Here is an 18,230-nt window from a genome sequence, read left to right as displayed (position 1 = left end):
CCCCGTTCAATGGAAGAACTTCGCCGCGCTCACCAGGGTCTTGTAGATGCCCCAGGCGAGCGGGATGCCGACGGCGGCCCAAGCGAAGGCCACCAGTGCAGGGCTGGTCGCGCCCGCGGCACCGCCCGCGCCGGAGCCGACCTCGGCCGCGGCGGCCTTCTCGTGGGCGAGCTTCTTCTCGTGCGCCAGCTCCGCGTCGCTCATGAACCACTTGTCCGCCAGCGGGCGCACCATCAGGTTGGCGACGAGGCCGATGACCAGCATGCCCACCAGGATGAACATGGTCTGGTTGTAGACCTGCTCGCGCGGCAGGCCCAGGCCGAGCTGGTACTCGCGCATGTAGTTCACCACCACCGGCCCGAGGATGCCGGCCGTGGCCCAGGCGGTGAGCAGGCGGCCGTGGATGGCGCCCACGAACTGGGTGCCGAACAGGTCGGCCAGGTAGGCCGGCACCGTGGCGAAGCCGCCGCCGTACATCGACAGGATGATGCAGAAGGCGCCCACGAACAGCAGCTTGTGGCCGGCGCTGGCGGAACCCGGGATGCTCGCGTAGAGCAGGCCGCCCAGCACGAAGAACACCACGTAGGTCATCTTGCGGCCGAGCCTGTCGGAAAGGCTCGCCCAGAAGAAGCGGCCGCCGATGTTGAACAGCGACAGCAGCGCCGTGAAGCCGCCGGCCACCGCCGCGATGGCGGCGAACTGGCCCTTGTCGAGGTCGCCGAACCGGACCGGCACGTCGATGAGCGCGCCGCCGAACACTTCCTGCAGCATCGGCGAAGCCATGCCGATCACGCCGATGCCGGCGCTCACGTTCATGCACAGCACGATCCACACGAGCCAGAACTGCGGAATGCCCCAGACGTGCTTCACGTGCACGTGGCGCTGCGTGATCATCGCGTTGGCGGACGGTGGCGGCGGCGTCCAGCCGGCCGGCTTCCAGCCCGTGGGCGGCACGCGGTAGCCGAGCGCGCCGGCCATCATGAAGACGAAGTAGATCAGGGCCATGACGACGAAGGTCTGCATCACGCCGACGTCGGTCGGGGTGGAGAAGTGCTTCATCAGGTCGACGGCCAGGGGCGAACCGATCATCGCGCCGCCGCCGAAGCCCATGATGGCCATGCCGGTCGCCATGCCGCGGCGGTCGGGGAACCACTTGATGAGGGTGGAGACGGGCGAGATGTAGCCCAGCCCGAGCCCGATGCCACCGATCACGCCGGAGCCGAGGATCATCAGCCAGAACTGGTGCAGGTGGATGCCGAGCGCCGACAGCAGCATGCCGCCGCACCAGCACACGGCCGACACCACGCCGGCCTTGCGCGGGCCGGCGCGCTCCAGCCAGCCGCCCCAGAGCGCCGCGGAGCAGCCGAGGAACACGAAGAACAGCGTGTACATCCAGCCCAGGGTCGCCACGCGCCAGTCGCAGCCAGTGGCGAACAGCTCGGCGAAGAAGCTCATGTCCTTCGGACACGCGGCGCCCTTGCCGGCGGTGGACAGCGCCTTCGACAGGGGCAGCCAGAACACCGAGAAGCCGTAGGCCATGCCGATGCACAGGTGGATGGCCAGCGCGGCCGGCGGCACGAGCCATCGGTTGAACCCCGGTCCCGCGATGATGCGCTCCTTGTCCAGAAATCCCGGTCGTGTGTCCGCCATGCCCACTCCTCTGTGATTGTTGACTTTCCGCAACGTGAAACGCGCAGCAGGAAAGTGTCAACGCAACAGTTGATACAAGTCAATACACCGCGAAATGAAGTGTGATTGACTTCTGGAACGGGAGCAACTCGTGGTATCGATGGGCTGGAGGCCGCCGGGCGCCTCGCCCCTCAGGTGTCCTTGCTGACCGCGATGGTGGGGAATTTCGAGGAGAAATCCTTGGCCTGCTGCGCCACCTTCACGGCCACCTGGCGGGCCAGCTGCCGGTAGATGCCCGCCACCTCGCCGTCCGGCGCGGCCGCCACCGTGGGCGTGCCGCTGTCGGCCTGCAGCCGGATCTGCAGGTCCAGCGGCAGGGCACCGAGGTAGTCCATGCCGCTCTCCTCGGCCATGCGGCGGCCTCCCCCCTCGCCGAAGATGTGCTCGACGTGGCCGCACTGGCTGCAGACGTGCGCCGCCATGTTCTCGACGATGCCCAGGATCGGCACGCCCACCTTCTCGAACATCCTGATGCCCTTGCGCGCATCGAGCAGCGCGATGTCCTGCGGCGTGGTGACGATGACGGCGCCCGTGATCGGCACGCGCTGCGAGAGCGTGAGCTGGATGTCGCCGGTGCCGGGGGGCATGTCCACGACGAGGTAGTCCAGGTCCTGCCAGTTCGTCTGCCGCAGCAGCTGCTCCAGCGCCTGCGTGGCCATCGGCCCGCGCCAGATCATGGCCTGGTCGGGCTCCACGAGGAAGCCGATGGACATCACCTGCACGCCGTGGTTGCGCAGCGGCTCCATGGTCTTGCCGTCGGCGCTCTCGGGCCGGTCCGAGATGCCGAGCATCATCGGCTGGCTGGGCCCGTAGATGTCCGCGTCGAGCACGCCCACGCGGGCGCCCTCGGCCGCCAGCGCGAGCGCCAGGTTGGCGGCCGTGGTGCTCTTGCCCACGCCGCCCTTGCCCGAGGCCACGGCGATGATGTTGCGCACCTGCGGCAGCACCTGCACGCCGCGCTGCACCGCATGCGCGACGATGCGCGTGGCGATGGCGGCGGACGCCCGCTCCACCCCCGGCACGGTGCGCGCGGCAGCCTCCAGCTCGCCCGCCAGGGCGGCTTCCAGGCTGCGGGCGGGGTAGCCCAGTTCCACGGTGAAGGACACGGCGCCGCCGTCGATGCGCAGGTCGCGCAGCGCGCGCGTGGAAACGAAATCCTTGCCGGTGTGCGGATCGCGTACGCTCGCGAGCGCCGCGAGGAGCGCCTGTTCAGTCACTGCCATATCGGTAAATCTCCTTGGGGGCCGGTAGTCTATTCCCTGCCCCCCGGCCCCGCAGGCCGCAGGACAATGCCGCGCCGGGCCGGCTCCGCCCCACTTCCCACCCCCTGCCGTCGCTCCGATGGCCGCACTGACCGAAGGACTGCTTTCCGTGAAATTCAAGATGGCCCCCAACTCGCTGTTCGCCATCCTGCTGCGCTCGCCCTGGTGGGTGAGCTTCGCCGCCGCGGGCGCGATCGCCCTGGCCTGCGGCGCCCTGCTGCCGGCGCACGTGGCGCCCTTCGCGGCCGTGGGTGTGCTGCCGCTGGTGGCGGTGGGCAGCATGGCCGCCTGGCGGCAATGGAAGGCGCCGAGCCCTTCGCGGCTGCAGGCGGCGCTGGACGAGGCCGGCGCCCTGCCCTGGCGCCAGCTCGCCGACCGGCTCGAGAGCGCCTGGCGGGCCGAGGGCTACACCGTCCAGCGGCTCGCCGGCGGCGCGGCGGACTTCAGGCTCGACAAGGGCGGGCATCCGGTGCTGGTCAGCGCCCGCCGATGGAAGGCCGCCACCCACGGGGTGGAGCCGCTGCGCGAACTGCAGGCCGCGGTCCGGGCGCAGGAGGGCAGCACCTGCGCCTACCTCGCGCCGCTGGGCGCCGTGAGCGATGCGGCCCGGGATTACGCGCGCACCCACGGCCTCACCCTTCTGGACGGCCCCGCGGTGGCCACGCTGCTGCTCAAGGCCCCGGCCGGCGCATAGGCCCGGACCTCTCCGGCACCCTTCGTGAAGCCTGTTCGGAGGCGAATTCTTCCTACAGCCAAGGGTTTCCACCAATGGCGCCCCATCCCTAGAATGGCTCGACCGCAACACCACGGGAGTCCTGCGCGATGGGCATTTTCGGTTCCTCCACCTCCAAATCGGTGGCCGACCTGCTGGTCGAAACGCTGGCGGATGCCGGCGTCCAGCGCATCTGGGGCGTCACCGGCGACAGCCTGAACGCCATCAACGACAGCCTGCGCCGCCATGGCGGCATCGAGTGGATGCACGTGCGCCACGAGGAGGCCGGTGCCTTCGCCGCGGGTGCGGAGGCCCAGGTCACGGGGCAGCTCGCGGTGTGCGCGGGCAGTTGCGGCCCGGGCAACCTGCACCTGATCAACGGTCTCTACGACTGCCAGCGCAACCACCAGCCGGTGCTGGCCATCGCCAGCCACATCCCCAGCAGCGAGATCGGCCTGGGGTATTTCCAGGAAACCCATCCGACCGAACTGTTCCGCGAATGCAGCCATTTCTGCGAGATGGTGCAGGACCCGAAGCAATTGCCCGAGGTGCTGCACCGCGCGATGCGCACGGCGATCGGCCGCCACGGCGTCGCCGTGATCGTGCTGCCCGGCGACGTGTCCACCCTCGACGCGCCCGAGCATGCCCGGCCGGACTTCGCGCCGCCGGCCCTGCCCCGGCTGCTGCCCGACCCCGCCGCGCTCTCCGAGCTCGCCGCGCTGCTGAACGGCTCCGAGGCCGTGACCATCCTGGCCGGCGCCGGCACCGCCGGTGCGCACGACGAGGTGGTGGCGCTGGCGAAGGCCCTGGCCGCGCCGATCGTGCACGCCTTCCGCGGCAAGGAGCACATGGAGTGGGACAACCCGTTCGACGTCGGCATGACCGGCCTGATCGGCTTCTCGTCCGGCTACCACGCGATGCGCGAGTGCGACACGCTGCTCATGCTGGGCACGGACTTCCCCTACCGCGACTTCTATCCGGAGGGCGCGGCCATCGCGCAGATCGACCGCGACCCCGGTGCGCTGGGCCGGCGCGCGCAGCTGCGCCTGGGGCTGGTGGCCGACGTGCGCGAGGCCGCGGCCCTGCTGGCCCCGCTGATCGAGCCGGGCCGCGATACGCGCTTCCTCGACAAGGCGCGCGAGCACTACCTCGCGGCCCGCAAGGAGCTGGACGAACTCGCCACCCCGCGCGCCGGCGACGAGCCGCTGCACCCGCAGTTCGTCGCGGCCACGCTCGACCGGCTGGCGGCCGACGACGCGGTCTTCACCTTCGATGTCGGCACGCCGGCCATCTGGGCCGCGCGCTACCTGCGCATGAACGGCCGGCGGCGGCTGATCGGCTCGTTCAACCACGGCTCGATGGCCAACGCGATGCCGCAGGCGCTCGGCGCGCAGGCCGTACGGCCCGACCGCCAGGTGGTGTCGATCTCCGGCGACGGCGGCCTCGCGATGCTGATGGGCGACATGCTCACGGCCGTGCAGATGAAGCTGCCGATCAAGATCGTGCTGATCAACAACGGCGTGCTCGGCTTCGTGCAGATGGAGCAGAAGGCCTCTGGCTACCTCGACACCAACGTCGCGCTGCAGAACCCGGATTTCAGCGCCATCGCGAACGGCATGGGCTTCCTGGGCCTGCGCGTCGCCCGTTCGGACGAACTCGAGCCGGCCCTGGTGCGGGCGCTGGCACACGAGGGCCCGGCCCTGGTGGACGTGCGGGTGGACCCGATGGAGCTGTCGATGCCGCCGAAGATCCGGGCCGCGCAGGTGAAGGGCTTCAGCCTGTACGCCGCGCGGGCGGTGATGAACGGCCGGGGCGACGAGATCGTCGAGCTGGCGAAAACCAACCTGCTGCGCCGCAGGTGACGGCGGCCGGCGCGGCGCCGGACCGGGGAGGCTCTTAAAATCATCCGTTGCGCCCGGAGCCGTCCGCCCGGGCCGCGCCTCCTCAGAAAGCCGCCCCCGATGCCCGCACGCAAGATCTTCGTCACCACCGCCCTGCCGTATGCCAACGGCAACTTCCACATCGGCCACATCATGGAATACATCCAGGCCGACATCTGGGTGCGGTTCCAGCGCATGCAGGGCGCCAAGGTGAACTTCGTAGGCGCGGACGACACGCACGGCGCGCCGATCATGATCGCCGCCGAGAAGGCCGGCAAGACGCCGCAGCAGTTCGTGGCCGACATCGCCGCCGGCCGCAAGCCCTACCTGGAGGGCTTCCACATCCGCTTCGACAACTGGCACAGCACGGACGCGCCCGAGAACCACGAGCTCGCCCGCCAGATCTACCGCGACCTGCAGGCCGCGGGCCTGATCGAGACGCGCACCATCGAGCAGTTCTTCGACCCCGAGAAGAACATGTTCCTGCCGGACCGCTTCATCAAGGGCGAATGCCCGCGCTGCCACGCCAAGGACCAGTACGGCGACAACTGCGAGAACTGCGGCGCGGTGTACGCGCCCACCGACCTGATCGAGCCCTATTCGGCGCTGTCCGGTGCCAAGCCGGTGCTGAAGAGCTCCGACCATTTCTTCTTCCAGCTCTCCGACCCGCGCTGCGTCGCCTTCCTGCAGGAATGGACGCAGGACGGCCGCCTGCAGCCCGAGGTGGCCAACAAGGTCAAGGAGTGGTTCTCGGTGCGCACCAACCCCGACGGCACCACCAGCGAAGGCCTGGGCGACTGGGACATCAGCCGCGACGCGCCCTACTTCGGCATCGAGATCCCGGACGCGCCGGGCAAGTACTTCTACGTCTGGCTGGACGCGCCCGTGGGCTACCTCGCCTCGCTCAAGAACCTGCTGGAAAAGCGCGGCCAGAGCTACGACGACTACGTGGCCGATCCGCAGCTGGAGCAGTACCACTTCATCGGCAAGGACATCGTCACCTTCCACACGCTGTTCTGGCCCGCGATGCTGAAGTTCAGCGGCCGCAAGACGCCGGATGCGGTCTTCGTGCACGGCTTCCTCACCGTGAACAACGGCGAGAAGATGAGCAAGAGCCGCGGCACGGGGCTCGACCCGCTCAAGTACCTGGGCCTGGGGATGAACGCCGAATGGCTGCGCTACTACCTCGCGGCCAAGCTCAACGGCCGCAACGAGGACATCGACTTCAATGCCGAAGACTTCATGGCGCGCGTCAACAGCGACCTGATCGGCAAGTTCGTGAACATCGCGAGCCGCGCCGCGGGCTTCCTCACCAAACGGTTCGGCGGCAATCTCGGCACGCCCGATGCCGATGGCGCGGCACTGCTGGAGGCCCTGCGCGCCCAGGCCGGCGCCATTGCCGAGGCGTACGAGCGGCGCGACACCGCCCGCGCCGTGCGCGAGACCATGCTGCTGGCCGACCGCGTGAACGGGTACGTGGATGCGCGCAAGCCCTGGGAACTCGCCAAGCAGGAAGGCCAGGAGGCCGCGCTGCAGGCCGCCTGCACCACCTGCATCGAGGCCTTCCGCCTGCTCACGCTCTACCTCAAGCCCGTGCTGCCGGCGCTGGCGGCGCAGGTGGAGGCGTTCCTGAACGTCGCCCCGCTCACCTTCGCCGATGCGCCCGCCCTGCTGGGCGATGGACACGCCATCGGTGCCTACCAGCACCTGATGCAGCGCGTGGACATCAAGCAGCTCGAAGCGCTGTTCGAGGCACCGGCGGCCGCTGCGGCGCCGGCGCCGGCTCCGGCTGCGGCTGCGGCTGCGGCTGCGGCGAACGCAGCATCCGGTGCCGGTGCCGCTGCCGGCGCCGCCACGGAGGCCCCCGGCGGCGAGGACATCGCCCCCACCATCACCATCGACGACTTCGCGAAGATCGACCTGCGCATCGCGCTGATCGTGAACTGCGAGCCGGTCGAGGGCTCCACGAAGCTGCTGCGCCTCACGCTCGATGTGGGAGAAGGCCGCCACCGCAACGTCTTCTCCGGCATCGCGAGCGCCTACCGCCCCGAGGAACTCGTGGGCAAGCTGACCGTGATGGTCGCCAACCTCGCGCCGCGCAAGATGAAATTCGGCGTCAGCGAGGGCATGGTGCTCGCCGCCAGCCATGGCGACGAAAAGGCGCATCCGGGCATCCACGTGCTGAATCCGTGGCCGGGGGCCACGCCCGGCATGCGCGTGCGCTGATCGGACCGGCCATGCCCGTCCGACCCCATGGCCCGGCCGTCCTGCTGCGGCTGACCTTGCCGGCCGCGCTGGCCCTGCTCGCCGGCTGCACCGCGGTCAGCGTGGCCACCACCGCCGTCGGCGTCACCGCGAGCGCCGTGGGCCTCGCGGCCGATGCCGCCATCGGCACGGTGAAGATCGTCGGCAAGGGCGTGGGCATGGCCGCGGATGCGGTCACGGGTGGCTCCGCCGACAACAGCGGCATCCAGATCCGCGAGTCCATCCGGCCGGCGCCGGGCTCCTGACACACGGGCAGAGACGCTCCTACTCGCCCACGTAGCGCCCGGGCCGGTGGCTGATCCACAGGAACACGCCCATCACCACCGCCGCCAGCACCGAGTAGCCGACACGCTCCGGCGGCACCACGAAGAGCGCCAGCGCCAGCACGGTGCAGTCGATGACCAGCTGCACCTTGCCCGCGCGCATGCCGTGCCGGTTCTGCAGGTAGAGCGCGACGATCGTGGCCCCGCCCAGGCAGGACTTGTGCCGCGCGAGGAACAGGCAGCCCGTGCCGAGCAGCAGGCCGCCCAGCACCGCGGCGAACAGCGGATCGAGGTAGTCCACGTGCATCACGTGCGGGAACATCTCCGTGAGCGCAGAGAGCAGCGCCACGCTGAGAAAAGTCTTCACGGTGAACTCGCGGCCCATGCGCGTCCAGGCGAACCAGTAGAACGGCAGGTTGAGGGCGAAGAACAGCTTGCCGAAGGAGACGTCCGTCAGGTAGTGCAGCAGGAAGGCGATGCCGGCCGTGCTGCCGATGAGCAGGCCCGCCTGCCCGAACAGCATGAGCGCCATGGCCACGAACAGCGTGCCGGCGAAGATCGCCTGCGCATCCTCGTAGCGGCCATGGCGCAGCGACGGTACGGGAACCGGGATGGGATCGGGCGGGGCGTCGGACATGGCGTGCTGGAGAGGGTGGCAGGGGAACTTGCGCGGGCGCGGGGGCGGACATGCAAACGTCAGGCCAGCCGGGCCGGCATCGGTCAACGCCCGTCCGGCAGCTCCGCCGTGCTGCCGCTGCGCAGCACCCGGTCCCGGTCGTCGAACGTCACGGTGAACACCATGGGCTGGGTGCCGCCGTCGTTCCAGCGCCAGTCCCAGACGGTCTCGCCCTTGCGCTCGAAGGTCATCATCTTCGCGGGCTTGCCGAGGCGGCGGCGCACCTCCCCCATCGGCATGCCGGCCACGATCGTCTCGAAGACGTGCGGGGCGAGCACCTGCCGCAGCGCGCTCATCCGGCCGTCGGGGCCGATGGTGATCATGTAGTTCTGCTGCCCCGCGGGCTGGCGGTTGTATTCGAGCGTGCGGGCGCCGCCGGGCTCGTCCCAGACGCGCTCGGGCTCGCCGAAGCGGGCGCGCACGTCGGCCTCGGTGGAAACGCCCTCCTCCAGCTCGCGGATGCGCTGCGGATCGCAGCCGGCGAGCAGCCACGATGCAGCGCCCGCCAGGGCGGCAGCGACGGCCAGGGCACGCCGCCGGCCGGGCTCGGCGGGGCGGGGAATGCGGGAGGGAGCGGCGGACGGGAGGTGAGAGGACATGGCTGCATCGGTGAAGGCGCGCGGGGCGCGGGATGTCCGGGATCATCGCCGGCCGGGCCGGAAAAGCCTGTCCGCCGATGCCGGAAATGTAGCCCGGCGGCGGCGCCGGTAAAATCCCGCGCTGTCCTTCCGAGTCCACCAGATCACCATGTCCTTCTTCCGCCGCCCCGACTACCAGTCCGACGCCACGCAGTTCATCCAGAAGCTCAAGTCCGACCGGCCCGAACTCGACGCCCAGCAGGTGGCGGGCCGCGCGCTGCTGTGGGACAAGCAGGTCGACCGCGACATCTGGCAGGAGTACGACGAAGCCCGCGTGTCGCAGAAGCCCTACGTCTACCAGACCCAGGGCTGAGCCCCGCGATCGCCCTGTCACGGCCACGGCCCCGCCACGCCTGCATTCGTTGCTACGGAAGTAGAAGCATCGCATGAACGCCGACGCCGTGCAGGCCCCACCGGCCGCCGCGGGCGCGCCGGAGGATGCCGCCGCCGGCGGCTCGGCGGCTGTGGATGCCGTGGCGCGGCTGTACGGCGAGCCGCTGTTCGCGCTGCCGCAGGACCTCTACATTCCGCCCGATGCGCTCGAGGTGTTCCTCGAGGCCTTCGAGGGTCCGCTCGATCTGCTGCTCTACCTGATCCGCAAGCAGAACTTCAACATCCTCGACATCCCGATGGTGGATGTGACGCGGCAGTACCTGCGCTACGTGGACGAGATCCGCAGCCGCAACCTGGAGCTGGCGGCCGAGTATCTGCTCATGGCGGCGATGCTCATCGAGATCAAGTCGCGCATGCTGCTGCCGCCGAAGAAGCAGGAAGGCGCGCAGGAGGCGGAAGACCCGCGCGCCGAGCTGGTGCGGCGCCTGCTGGAGTACGAGCAGATCAAGCTCGCCGCCGCGGGCCTGGGCAGCGCCCCGCAGTACGGCCGCGACTTCCTGCGCGCGCAGGTGCACATCGAGCAGAGCGTCGTGCAGCGCTTCCCCGACGTGCACGTGGCCGACCTGCAGGAGGCCTGGCGCGACATCCTCAAGCGCGCGAAGCTCGTGCAGCACCACCGCATCACCCGCGAGGAACTGAGCGTGCGCGAATACATGAGCGCCGTGCTCAAGACGCTGCAGGGCCGGCGGTTCGTGGAGTTCGAGGAACTGTTCGATCCGTCCAAGGGCTCCACCGTGCTGGTGGTGACCTTCATCGCCCTGCTGGAACTGGGCAAGGAAACCCTGATCGAGATCACGCAGGCCGAGGCCTTCGCGCCGATCTACGTGCGCCTGGCCTATGTACCGGCATAACACCCCCTGAGTCGTCCGCGGACGGGGAACGCAGCAGGTGGCCAGGCACAGCGTGCGCCACGGCGGCCCGGTCATCGGACCCCACCCCCGTCCCGGGCCCACGGAGCCACCCATGCAGTCACACGACTTCGACGTTCTCATCATCGGCAGCGGCCTGGCGGGCCTCTCGGCCGCGCTGCACCTCGCGCCCACGCACCGGGTGGCCGTGCTCACCAAGCGCGGACTCGCCGACGGCGCGAGCGGCTGGGCCCAGGGTGGCATCGCCGCCGTGCTGGCCGAGGGCGACACGTTCGATGCGCATGTGCAGGACACGCTGGTGGCCGGCGCCGGCCTGTGCGACCTCGCCGCCACGCGCGCGGTAGTCGAGGGCGCGCCGCAGGCCATCCGCTGGCTGCAGACGCTGGGCGTGCCTTTTTCCGAAGAGGAAGCCGGCCGGCTGCACCTGACGCGCGAGGGTGGCCATGGTGCGCGGCGCATCGTGCACGCCACCGATGCCACCGGCGCGGCCGTGCAGCGCACCCTGCTGGAGACCGTGCGCGCCGCGCCGAACATCACCCTGCTGGAGCAGCACACGCTGGTGGACCTGATCACCGCGCGCAAGCTCGGCCTGCCCGGGCCGCAGCGCTGCCTGGGCCTGTACGCGTTCGATGAAACCACCGACACGGTGCACACCTTCCGCGCGCCGCACACCGTGCTGGCGACGGGCGGCGCGGGCAAGGTGTACCTCTACACCAGCAACCCCGACACGGCCACGGGCGACGGCATCGCCGCCGCATGGCGCGCGGGCTGCCGGGTGCAGAACATGGAGTTCATCCAGTTCCACCCGACCTGCCTCTACCACCCGCAGGCCAAGTCCTTCCTGATCAGCGAGGCGGTGCGCGGCGAGGGCGGGCGCCTGCTGCGGCCCGACGGCACGCGCTTCATGCCGGAGCACGACGAGCGCGCCGAACTCGCCCCGCGCGACGTGGTCGCCCGCGCCATCGACTACGAGATGAAGACCCACGGGCTCGACTGCGTGCACCTGGACATCTCGCACCAGAGCCCGGAATTCCTGCAGGCGCATTTCCCCACCATCCTCGCGCGCTGCGCGGAGCTGGGCATCGACATCACGCGCGAGCCGATTCCGGTGGTGCCTGCCGCGCACTACACCTGCGGCGGCGTGCTCACCGACCTGGCGGGGCGCACGGACCTCGCGGGCCTCTACGCCATCGGCGAGACGGCCTGCACCGGCCTGCACGGCGCCAACCGCCTGGCGAGCAATTCGCTCGTCGAGTGCATGGTGTTCGCGCGCGCGGCGGCCGATGCGATCCTGGCCGTGCCCGGCGGCGGGGCGGCGGCGCCCGCCCTGCCGGCCTGGGACGACAGCCGCGTGACCGACGCCGACGAACGCGTGGTCATCTCGCACAACTGGGACGAGCTGCGCCGCTTCATGTGGGACTACGTGGGCATCGTGCGCACCGACAAGCGCCTGGAGCGCGCCGCGCACCGGATCGCGCTGCTGCAGGCCGAGATCGGCGAGTTCTATGCGAACTTCCACGTCTGCCGCGATCTGCTGGAGCTGCGCAATCTCGTGCAGGTGGCCGAGCTGATCGTGCGCTCGGCCCAGCAGCGACGCGAGAGCCGCGGCCTGCACTACAGCCGCGACTGGCCTGCCATGGCCGCGCCCGCAGCGCCCACGCTGCTGGTGCCGCCGGTGCGCTGACGCGCGGCCCGCCGCCCCTTCCGATCGCCCCTATCCCGTTTCCCGGCGTCCACGCATGGCCCCCTCCGATTCCTCCCTCGCCGCACGCAGCCTCGCCAGCGTCTGGCACCCGTGCACCCAGATGAAACGCCACGAGGCCGATCCGCCCGTGGCCATCGCGCGCGCCGAGGGTCCGTGGCTCGAAGGCACGGACGGCCGGCGCTACCTGGACGGCATCAGCTCCTGGTGGGTGAACCTCTTCGGCCATGGGCATCCGCACATCCGCGAAGCCATCGCCGACCAGCTGGCGCGGCTGGACCACGTGATGCTCGCGGGCTTCACCCATGCGCCCGTGGTGGACCTTTCCGAGCGCCTGGCCGCGCTCACCGGGCTGGGCCACGCGTTCTACGGCAGCGACGGCTCGGCCGCCACCGAGATCGCGCTCAAGATGAGCGCGCATTTCTGGCGCAACCACGGGCGGCCGGAGAAATGCCGGTTCATCGGCCTCGCGGGCGGCTACCACGGCGAGACCGTGGGCGCGCTGGCGGTGACCGACATCGGCCTGTTCCGCGAGGCCTACGCGCCCCTCGTGCGCCTGGGCGCCACCGTGCCGAGCCCCGATGCGCGCGGCGCCCTGCCCGGCGAAGACGCCGCCGCCGTGGCGCGCCGCGCCGCCGCGGCACTGCAGGCCTGGCTGGAGGAGCACCACGCCACCACCGCCGCGCTCATCGTGGAGCCGCTGGTGCAATGCGCCGCCGGCATGGCGATGCACGACGCCGACTACCTGCGGCAGGCCCGCGCGCTGTGCGACCGCTACGCCGTGCACCTCGTCGTGGACGAGATCGCCACGGGCTTCGGCCGCACCGGCACGATGTTCGCGCACCAGCAGGCGGGCATCCGGCCGGATTTCATCTGCCTCTCCAAGGGCCTCACGGGCGGCACGCTGCCGCTCTCGGCCGTGCTCGCCACCGATGCGGTGTATGCCGCGTTCTACGACGACGACGTGGCGCGCGGCTTCCTGCATTCGCATTCCTATACCGGCAACCCGCTCGCCTGCCGCGCGGCGCTGGCCACGCTCGAGCTGTTCGCGCAGACCGATGCGCTCGCCCGCAACGCGCAGCGCGCGCCGCTCTTCCATGCGGCCTTCGCGCCGCTCACCGCGCATCCGCGGGTGCGGCATGCGCGCCACCTCGGCATGCTCTGGGCCTGGGACGTGGAAGGCACCGCGCCCGATTTCGCGCGCCGCTACCACCGCCACGCGCTGGCGCGCGGACTGCTGCTGCGCCCCATCGGCCGCACGCTCTACGCCCTGCCGCCCTACGTGCTGGACGACGACGCCATCGCGCACCTGGGCCGCACCGCGTTCGCGGCCCTGGAGGCCACGCTGGCCGAGGAAGGCACGCACGGCCCGGCCTCCCCCACCACGGAAAGGAACCTGCCATGATCGGCTGCTTCGTCACCGGCACCGACACCGGCGTGGGCAAGACGCTCGCCAGCGCCGGCCTGCTGCATGCGCTGGCGCGCCACCACGAGCGCGTGGTGGGCATGAAGGCCATCGCCGCGGGCGCGGAGCCCATCGGCCCCGGCGGCACGCTCGCCAACGAGGACGTGCTCGCGCTGCGCGCCGCCTCCACGCGGGCCGTGGCGCCCGCGCTGGACAACCCCGTGCTGCTGCCCGACCCGCTCTCGCCCCACATCGCCGCACAGCGTGCGGGCACCCGCATCGACATTTCCACCATCGTGCAGGCATACGCGGCACTGGCCGCGCAGGCCGACGCCGTCGTGGTCGAAGGCGCAGGCGGCTTCCACGTGCCGCTCTCGGACACGGAAACCGGCGCCGACCTGGCCGAGGCGCTCCGCCTGCCCGTGGTGCTCGTCGTGGGCCTGCGCCTCGGGTGCCTCAGCCACGCGGCGCTCACCGCCGACGCGATCCGCGCGCGCGGGCTGCCCCTCGCCGGCTGGATCGCGAGCCGCGTCGACCCGGCCATGCTGGCCGCGGAGGACAATATCGCCTGGCTGCGCCAGCGCCTGCAGGCCCCGCTGCTGGCGGACATTCCCCACCAGCAGTCACCGGACCCGCGCACTGCGCGCTTCACGCTGCCCGCCCCCTGGACCACGCCCGCCGCATGACCACCTTCCCCTTCGCCCCTTCCTGGCTCGACGAACTGCCCGCACGCCTGGCGGAGCTGGACGATGCCCAGCTGCGCCGCCGCCGGCGCGCCGTGCGGCCGCTGCAGGGCGCGCACCTGGACGTGGACGGGCAGCCCATGCTGGCCTTCTGCAGCAACGATTACCTGGGCCTGGCGGGCCATCCGGCGCTCACCGATGCCGCCTGCGCGGGTGCGCGCGAGTACGGCGTGGGCTCGGGCGGATCGCCGCTCGTGAGCGGGCACAGCCAGGCCAACGCCGCGCTGGAGGACGACCTCGCCCGCTTCGTGCAGCTGCCGCGGGCGCTCTACTTCTACGCGGGCTACGCCACCAACATCGGCATCGTGCCCGCGCTCGTGGGCGTGGGCGACGCGATCTTCTCGGACGCGCTCAACCATGCCTGCCTGATCGACGGCGCCCGGCTCTCGCGCGCCACGATCCACCGCTACCCGCACGCCGACCTCGCGGCGCTGGAGGCCCTGCTCGCCGCCAGCCCGGCACGGCGCAAGCTCGTGGTCACCGATGCGGTGTTCAGCATGGACGGCGACGTGGCCGACATCCGCACGCTGCATGCGCTCTGCGAGCGCCACGACGCGCTGCTGCTGCTCGACGACGCCCACGGCTTCGGCGTGCTCGGGCCGCAGGGCCGGGGGGCGCTCGCCGAAGCGGGGCTGACGGGCGCGCAGGCCTCGCCGCGCGTGCTCTACATGGCCACGCTGGGCAAGGCGGCGGGCGCCGCCGGTGCCTTCGTCGCCGGCAGCGAGGTGCTCGTCGAATGGCTGCTGCAGAAGACGCGCAGCTACATCTTCGCCACTGCCGCGCCCGCGCTGCTCGCGCGCACGCTGCAGGCCAGCCTGGAGCTGATCGAGCGCGGCGATGCGCTGCGCGCGCACCTGGACGCCCGCATCGCGCAACTGCGCGCGGGCCTGGGCTCCGTGCTGCCGGGCACGCACTGGACGCTGGGCGCCTCGCGCACGGCCGTGCAGGCGCTCGTGGTCGGCGGCAACGGCGAGGCGCTGGACCTCATGGAGGCGCTGCGCGCCCGCGGCCTGTGGGTGCCGGCGATCCGCCCGCCCACGGTGCCCGAAGGCACGGCCCGCCTGCGCATCGCGCTCTCGGCCGCGCACACCGAGGCGGACGTCGCACGGCTCGTGGAGGCGCTGGCTGAACTCGCCCCTTCCACCCCCCACCAGCTGCGCCGGGAGGCCGCATGACCTACAGCGTCAAGGAAATCTTCTACACCCTGCAGGGCGAGGGCGGCCAGGCCGGCATGCCCGCCGTGTTCTGCCGCTTCGCGGGCTGCAACCTCTGGAGCGGCCGCGAGGAAGACCGCGCGAGCGCCGTGTGCCGTTTCTGCGACACCGACTTCGTCGGCACCGACGGCACGCTGGGCGGCAAATTCGCGCAGGCCGATGCGCTGGCCGACGTGATCGCGGCGCAGTGGCCGGCGCACGACGCCGACCACCGCCTCGCCGTGGTCACGGGCGGAGAGCCGCTGCTGCAGCTCGACGCGCCCCTCATCGATGCGCTGCACGCGCGGGGCTTCCGCATCGCCGTGGAGAGCAACGGCACCATCGCCGCGCCGCCGGGCATCGACTGGCTCTGCGTGAGCCCCAAGGCCGGCGCGCCCTGGGTGCAGCGCGAGGGCCAGGAGCTCAAGCTGGTCTGGCCGCAGCCCGGGTTCGACCTCGCGGAGATCGAGGGCGCGACCCGCTTCGCGCACCGCTTCCTGCAGCCCATGGACGGTCCCGCGCAGGCCGGGAACACCGTCGCCTGCATCGCCGCCTGCATGGAGCGCCCGGCGTGGCGCCTGAGCCTGCAGACCCACAAACTCACGGGCATCCGCTGAAGCGAACCAGCGCGCCCCTCCTTCCTTTCCGTTTCCCCGACCATGCTGTTCACCGTCCACCAACGCTTCTTCTTCGACGCCGCGCACACGCTGCAGCGCGAGATCGAGACCGAGGGCAGCCGCCGCATCCACGGCCACACCTACCACGCCGAGGTTTCCATCACCGGCCCGCGCCATCCCGCCAACGGCATGGTGATCGACCTCGGCCACCTGCGCGCACGCTGCAGCCAGCTGCGCGAACGGCTCGACCACCACCTGCTCGACGAGGTGCCGGGCCTGGGCCCCGCCACGCTGGAGAACCTGTGCGTGTTCATCGCCGACGCGCTCGCCGACCTGGACCCGCCACCCAGCCGTGTGCGTGTCTGGCGCGAGGCGGTCGGCGACGGCTGCGTGCTGGACCTCGCGCGCCCGCGCGGCTGACGCCTGCGGCCCGCCGGCCACGGCTGCCGGCCTCCCGGACCGGACGCTCCACTTCCCTCTCCCCCTCATCCCCCTCGCCCATTTCCCTCGCTCCGCCAACGCCATGCCCCACCTCGTCATCGAATACACCGACAACCTCCGCCCCTTCCCCGAAGCCGAAGTGCTGGAAGCCGTCAACGCGTCGCTCACGGCGAGCCCCGAGATCCAGGACGAAGCCGACCTCAAGAGCCGCTTCATCACGGCCGACCGCTACGCCATCGGCACCCGTACCGCAAACCGCGGTTTCGTGCACGCGCAATTGCGCCTGCTCTCCGGCCGCTCGCCCGAGACGAAGAAGGAACTCGCCGGGCGCGTGGGCGCGGTCCTGCGCGAGCACACCCCGAAGCCCGAGGGCGTGATGGTGCAGATCAGCGTCGAGATCGTGGACATGGACCGCGCCTCCTACGTCAAGGAACGGCGCTGAGACCGCCGCGGGCCGGCACGGACCCGGATCAGCCCGCGACCGACAGGGCCGACGGTTGCGGAAGCGCCGCCAGGGCGCGGAACGCCCCGATCGACCGCCCCGTGGCCTGGGCGCTGCGCAGCAGCCTGCCGTGATCCGGCGAACCGGGCGGCAGCGCACGCGCCCGTGCGTCGCCCACGGCAGGGGCCGCACGGACCGCCGCCTGCAGGGCCGTGGCGGACTCCCGCACGCCCCGGGCGGCACGCGCCGCCTGGCCGCGCTGTGCCGGCGTGGCGGCGCCCACGTCCGGCGCGGACAGCGGCTCCACGACGAAGAGCGGGGCCTGCGCCGCACCCGCCATCACCTTCTCCAGCACTGCCGCCCCGCCCCCGTCCGGCATCGGTGAGGCGGCCGCTTCGCGCAAGGCCGCGAGCGCCGGCACCGCGATCGCCGAGGCCGCCTGGCGCAGCACCAGCGTGGCGCCCACCACCTCGCCGGCAGCGGCGGCCGCCACGGAGCGCGGCGCGCCGTCGGGCGACCGGGCCGCAGATGCCAGGGCCACCTGCACCGCCAGTACGTTGCCGTCGCTGCCCGGGTCGGTGATGTCGTGCTGCAGCGCCCGCACCTGCTGGCGCAGCGCCGTGCCCGACGACGGCTGCAATGCGTGCATGAGCTGCACCATCTCGTCCGGCACGACGGCACGCTCGTCGACCGGTTCGAACGGCAGCGGCCCCATGGGCGCCGCCTGCGCCAGCAGGGCCTCGGCGCGGCGGCCGGCCGCGGCATCCATCACCCCTGCGGCGGCGTCGGGGGTCAGGGGGCGCGCGCCCAGCGCCGCGCCGAACACCTCGGCCGCCAGACGCGCCCCGCCGCGCGCGCCCGCCAGATGGGGAGGCAGCGAGCGGTCCAGCACTGCCTCCGCCGCCTGCCCGTACCGCAGGGCCTGGACATGTGCGGCCACCTGGTGGCCGGGCACCGACAGATCCTGCCGCAATGCGTCCAGCAACCGCGCCGCGGCCGCTCCGGCGGCGCGGGAGGGGTGCGACACGCCGGGAGGCCCG

Annotated in this window: 18 protein-coding genes; 13 read left to right on the top strand and 5 right to left on the bottom strand. The window is 71.6% G+C overall.

Annotated features, from left to right (window positions below; all coding sequences use genetic code 11):
* Nucleotides 1–6: 6 nt before the first annotated feature.
* Together Q9R47_RS05690 and apbC are read right to left on the bottom strand one after the other, a co-directional pair.
* Entirely contained in the window at nucleotides 7–1,650 is a 1,644-nt protein-coding gene (locus Q9R47_RS05690; protein ID WP_311232241.1) for an OFA family MFS transporter, read from the bottom strand.
* Between the two features lie 170 nt (nucleotides 1,651–1,820).
* Entirely contained in the window at nucleotides 1,821–2,912 is a 1,092-nt protein-coding gene (gene apbC, locus Q9R47_RS05685) for an iron-sulfur cluster carrier protein ApbC (RefSeq protein ID WP_311232240.1), read from the bottom strand.
* 160 nt (nucleotides 2,913–3,072) lie between these two features.
* Between apbC and Q9R47_RS05680 the strand changes: the two genes are divergently transcribed.
* The 4 genes from Q9R47_RS05680 to Q9R47_RS05665 all read left to right on the top strand — a co-directional run bounded on the left by Q9R47_RS05680 (nucleotide 3,073) and on the right by Q9R47_RS05665 (nucleotide 8,053).
* Nucleotides 3,073–3,645, top strand: a complete 573-nt coding sequence (locus tag Q9R47_RS05680) for a restriction endonuclease (protein ID WP_311232483.1) — start codon at nucleotides 3,073–3,075, stop codon at nucleotides 3,643–3,645.
* A 128-nt stretch (nucleotides 3,646–3,773) separates the two neighbouring features.
* Nucleotides 3,774–5,525: a ubiquinone-dependent pyruvate dehydrogenase gene (gene poxB, locus Q9R47_RS05675; RefSeq protein WP_311232239.1), complete on the top strand. Its 1,752-nt coding sequence runs from the start codon at nucleotides 3,774–3,776 to the stop codon at nucleotides 5,523–5,525.
* 99 nt (nucleotides 5,526–5,624) lie between these two features.
* Nucleotides 5,625–7,769, top strand: coding sequence for a methionine--tRNA ligase (gene metG, locus Q9R47_RS05670; RefSeq protein WP_311232238.1), 2,145 nt, complete (start codon nucleotides 5,625–5,627; stop codon nucleotides 7,767–7,769).
* 11 nt (nucleotides 7,770–7,780) lie between these two features.
* Nucleotides 7,781–8,053, top strand: coding sequence for a hypothetical protein (locus Q9R47_RS05665; RefSeq protein ID WP_311232237.1), 273 nt, complete (start codon nucleotides 7,781–7,783; stop codon nucleotides 8,051–8,053).
* A 19-nt stretch (nucleotides 8,054–8,072) separates the two neighbouring features.
* Here Q9R47_RS05665 and Q9R47_RS05660 read toward each other — a convergent pair whose 3' ends face one another.
* Both Q9R47_RS05660 and Q9R47_RS05655 read right to left on the bottom strand, forming a co-directional pair.
* Complete coding sequence (locus Q9R47_RS05660; RefSeq protein ID WP_311232236.1) at nucleotides 8,073–8,708, bottom strand: YitT family protein; 636 nt, start codon at nucleotides 8,706–8,708, stop codon at nucleotides 8,073–8,075.
* 83 nt (nucleotides 8,709–8,791) lie between these two features.
* Nucleotides 8,792–9,346 carry an outer membrane protein assembly factor BamE gene (locus Q9R47_RS05655; RefSeq protein ID WP_311232235.1) on the bottom strand — a complete coding sequence of 185 codons (555 nt, stop codon included), beginning with the start codon at nucleotides 9,344–9,346 and terminating at the stop codon, nucleotides 8,792–8,794.
* Nucleotides 9,347–9,494: 148 nt separating this feature from the next.
* Here Q9R47_RS05655 and Q9R47_RS05650 point away from each other — a divergent pair, with 148 nt between their 5' ends.
* The 9 genes from Q9R47_RS05650 (at nucleotide 9,495) to Q9R47_RS05610 (ending at nucleotide 17,190) form a co-directional block, all read left to right on the top strand.
* Entirely contained in the window at nucleotides 9,495–9,698 is a 204-nt protein-coding gene (locus Q9R47_RS05650; RefSeq protein WP_311232234.1) for a DUF3460 family protein, read from the top strand.
* Nucleotides 9,699–9,771: 73 nt separating this feature from the next.
* Nucleotides 9,772–10,629: a ScpA family protein gene (locus Q9R47_RS05645; RefSeq protein WP_311232233.1), complete on the top strand. Its 858-nt coding sequence runs from the start codon at nucleotides 9,772–9,774 to the stop codon at nucleotides 10,627–10,629.
* Nucleotides 10,630–10,741: 112 nt separating this feature from the next.
* The gene (gene nadB / locus Q9R47_RS05640) at nucleotides 10,742–12,331 is read left to right on the top strand and encodes an L-aspartate oxidase (RefSeq protein WP_311232232.1); all 1,590 of its coding nucleotides are present in this window, start codon (nucleotides 10,742–10,744) and stop codon (nucleotides 12,329–12,331) included.
* A gap of 55 nt (nucleotides 12,332–12,386) precedes the next feature.
* The gene (bioA, locus tag Q9R47_RS05635) at nucleotides 12,387–13,754 is read left to right on the top strand and encodes an adenosylmethionine--8-amino-7-oxononanoate transaminase (RefSeq protein ID WP_311232231.1); all 1,368 of its coding nucleotides are present in this window, start codon (nucleotides 12,387–12,389) and stop codon (nucleotides 13,752–13,754) included.
* Entirely contained in the window at nucleotides 13,751–14,440 is a 690-nt protein-coding gene (gene bioD / locus Q9R47_RS05630) for a dethiobiotin synthase (protein WP_311232230.1), read from the top strand. Before bioA ends, bioD begins: the two co-directional genes overlap by 4 nt.
* Nucleotides 14,437–15,672 (top strand): 8-amino-7-oxononanoate synthase, encoded by a 1,236-nt coding sequence (gene bioF / locus Q9R47_RS05625; RefSeq protein ID WP_311232229.1) that lies wholly within the window; start codon nucleotides 14,437–14,439, stop codon nucleotides 15,670–15,672. The genes bioD and bioF overlap by 4 nt, the downstream gene beginning before the upstream one ends.
* Complete coding sequence (queE, locus tag Q9R47_RS05620) at nucleotides 15,669–16,307, top strand: 7-carboxy-7-deazaguanine synthase (protein WP_311232228.1); 639 nt, start codon at nucleotides 15,669–15,671, stop codon at nucleotides 16,305–16,307. The genes bioF and queE overlap by 4 nt, the downstream gene beginning before the upstream one ends.
* 42 nt (nucleotides 16,308–16,349) lie before the next feature.
* A complete protein-coding gene (locus Q9R47_RS05615; protein WP_311232227.1) occupies nucleotides 16,350–16,727 on the top strand; it encodes a 6-carboxytetrahydropterin synthase in 378 nt (125 codons plus the stop codon).
* Between the two features lie 103 nt (nucleotides 16,728–16,830).
* On the top strand, nucleotides 16,831–17,190 hold the full coding sequence (locus Q9R47_RS05610) for a 5-carboxymethyl-2-hydroxymuconate Delta-isomerase (protein ID WP_311232226.1): 360 nt from the start codon (nucleotides 16,831–16,833) through the stop codon (nucleotides 17,188–17,190).
* Nucleotides 17,191–17,218: 28 nt separating this feature from the next.
* On the opposite strand, the gene Q9R47_RS05605 is transcribed toward Q9R47_RS05610, so the two are convergent.
* The coding region (locus Q9R47_RS05605) for a hypothetical protein (protein ID WP_311232225.1) at nucleotides 17,219–18,230 on the bottom strand (1,012 nt) is incomplete at its 5' end.

This window comes from Acidovorax sp. PRC11 (assembly GCF_031844105.1).
Taxonomy (GTDB): domain Bacteria; phylum Pseudomonadota; class Gammaproteobacteria; order Burkholderiales; family Burkholderiaceae_C; genus Paracidovorax.
The sequence above is the reverse complement of the archived record's forward strand: the minus strand, read 5'-3'. Positions and strand labels throughout refer to the sequence as shown.

Bases quoted from the DNA above. Each gene is read 5' to 3' on its own strand.
- Q9R47_RS05690 (WP_311232241.1), bottom strand. From the start codon at position 1,650: ATGGCGGACACACGACCGGGATTTCTGGACAAGGAGCGCATCATCGCG.
- apbC (WP_311232240.1), bottom strand. From the start codon at position 2,912: ATGGCAGTGACTGAACAGGCGCTCCTCGCGGCGCTCGCGAGCGTACGC.
- Q9R47_RS05680 (WP_311232483.1), top strand. From the start codon at position 3,073: ATGGCCCCCAACTCGCTGTTCGCCATCCTGCTGCGCTCGCCCTGGTGG.
- poxB (WP_311232239.1), top strand. From the start codon at position 3,774: ATGGGCATTTTCGGTTCCTCCACCTCCAAATCGGTGGCCGACCTGCTG.
- metG (WP_311232238.1), top strand. From the start codon at position 5,625: ATGCCCGCACGCAAGATCTTCGTCACCACCGCCCTGCCGTATGCCAAC.
- Q9R47_RS05665 (WP_311232237.1), top strand. From the start codon at position 7,781: ATGCCCGTCCGACCCCATGGCCCGGCCGTCCTGCTGCGGCTGACCTTG.
- Q9R47_RS05660 (WP_311232236.1), bottom strand. From the start codon at position 8,708: ATGTCCGACGCCCCGCCCGATCCCATCCCGGTTCCCGTACCGTCGCTG.
- Q9R47_RS05655 (WP_311232235.1), bottom strand. From the start codon at position 9,346: ATGTCCTCTCACCTCCCGTCCGCCGCTCCCTCCCGCATTCCCCGCCCC.
- Q9R47_RS05650 (WP_311232234.1), top strand. From the start codon at position 9,495: ATGTCCTTCTTCCGCCGCCCCGACTACCAGTCCGACGCCACGCAGTTC.
- Q9R47_RS05645 (WP_311232233.1), top strand. From the start codon at position 9,772: ATGAACGCCGACGCCGTGCAGGCCCCACCGGCCGCCGCGGGCGCGCCG.
- nadB (WP_311232232.1), top strand. From the start codon at position 10,742: ATGCAGTCACACGACTTCGACGTTCTCATCATCGGCAGCGGCCTGGCG.
- bioA (WP_311232231.1), top strand. From the start codon at position 12,387: ATGGCCCCCTCCGATTCCTCCCTCGCCGCACGCAGCCTCGCCAGCGTC.
- bioD (WP_311232230.1), top strand. From the start codon at position 13,751: ATGATCGGCTGCTTCGTCACCGGCACCGACACCGGCGTGGGCAAGACG.
- bioF (WP_311232229.1), top strand. From the start codon at position 14,437: ATGACCACCTTCCCCTTCGCCCCTTCCTGGCTCGACGAACTGCCCGCA.
- queE (WP_311232228.1), top strand. From the start codon at position 15,669: ATGACCTACAGCGTCAAGGAAATCTTCTACACCCTGCAGGGCGAGGGC.
- Q9R47_RS05615 (WP_311232227.1), top strand. From the start codon at position 16,350: ATGCTGTTCACCGTCCACCAACGCTTCTTCTTCGACGCCGCGCACACG.
- Q9R47_RS05610 (WP_311232226.1), top strand. From the start codon at position 16,831: ATGCCCCACCTCGTCATCGAATACACCGACAACCTCCGCCCCTTCCCC.